The sequence below is a fragment of the Bartonella sp. AA1HLJMS genome, assembly GCF_042197445.1.
Classification (GTDB): Bacteria; Pseudomonadota; Alphaproteobacteria; order Rhizobiales; family Rhizobiaceae; genus Bartonella.
The window spans coordinates 1-1,405 of record NZ_JBHIRW010000176.1; the positions used below are offsets into that span (position 1 = coordinate 1).

The window sequence follows — 1,405 nt, forward strand, 5'->3', positions numbered from 1 at the left end:
TGCCAACCCCGTCGCAGCAGAACTCATTGGCATTGCAGAGCGTCTGCGTGCTATTGTGGTGCTTGATGCACCAAACAGCACAGATGAAGCAGCCCTTAGCGCAGCAAAGGATTTTGACTCCAAGCGTGCCATTATCGTTGACCCTTTTGTAAAAGTAAATCGTGATGGAAAAATCATAGAACAACCAGCAAGTGCAGCGGTTGCAGGTGTCATTGCCAAAACAGATTTTACCCATGGTTTTTGGCATTCTCCTTCCAATAAAGTGATCAATGGAATTGTGGGAACTGCACGCCCTATTGATTTTTCCATTGGGGATCGATCAAGCCGCGCCAACCTTCTTAACGAACAAAACATCACAACAATTATCCGCGAAAATGGTTATCGCCTCTGGGGTAATCGCACCCTTTCAAGTGATACAAAATTTGCTTTCTTATCCGTAGTACGCACCGCAGATATGATCAATGATGCCATTTTGCGCGGACATCTATGGGCTGTCGACCGCAATATCAAAAAAACCTACATGAATGATGTCAGTGAAAGCGTCAATGCCTATTTGCGTGATTTAAAAGCACAAGGCGCCATTCTTGGTGGGCGCTGTACGCCTGATCTAGAGCTTAACACAGCAAGCGCCATTGAAGGCGGCAGAGTCTATTTCAATGTCGAATTCACACCAACAACACCAGCAGAACACATCACATTCCGTTCACGCATTGTGAATGATTATTTAGAGGAGATTTTTTAATGACCGTACCCGTATTACCAAGAGTTTTGAAGTATTTTAACATTTTTGTCGACGGTATTCCCTATCAAGCAAAATGTGAAAGTGTCACCCTACCGAATTTGAGTTTGGTCGTTGAAAGTTATCGCGGTGGTGGCATGGATAGCTCTATTGAAGTTGACCTTGGTCTTGAAACCCTCACACTTAGCATGACCATTTCTGATTGCTCTCCAGAATTGATGGCACTGTTGGGGCGCACAGATGTCGACATTTCATTACGAAGTTCAATGCAAGCGCAAGGCACACCCGCAGAAGGTGTTGTCATTACCATGAGAGGACTTTGCAAAGGCTTTGAAATGGCAGAATGGCAACCGGGCAGCAAAGCAACTTCTACGGCTACATTCACATTGCAGTATTTCAAATATGTCCAGAAGGACGTTGAAATCGTTGAGATAGACGTCCTCAACTTGGTGAGAAAATTCAATGGCGTCAATCAACTCGCAGACCATAAAAACAATATAGGATTATAAAAATGACCGTCCAAACAAGCATTACACATAAATTATTGATACCCATTGCCTTTGAAGGAAAAGATCACACCGAAATTACTTTACGGCGCCCCAAAACAAAAGATTTGCAAGCAATCGACAAAAAAGAAGGCGTAGAGCAAACAATTGCTATGATCGC

Annotated in this window: 3 protein-coding genes; all 3 read left to right on the forward strand. The window is 43.6% G+C overall.

What is annotated here, in order from left to right; genetic code table 11:
• The coding region (locus ACFIQE_RS11475) for a phage tail sheath family protein (RefSeq protein ID WP_375707701.1) at positions 1 to 742 on the forward strand (742 nt) is incomplete at its 5' end.
• On the forward strand, positions 742 to 1,248 hold the full coding sequence (locus ACFIQE_RS11480) for a phage major tail tube protein (protein WP_375641068.1): 507 nt from the start codon (positions 742 to 744) through the stop codon (positions 1,246 to 1,248). The genes ACFIQE_RS11475 and ACFIQE_RS11480, both read left to right, overlap by 1 nt.
• A 2-nt stretch (positions 1,249 to 1,250) precedes the next feature.
• Positions 1,251 to 1,405: phage tail assembly protein (locus tag ACFIQE_RS11485; RefSeq protein WP_375707702.1), on the forward strand; the 155-nt coding region annotated here is incomplete at its 3' end.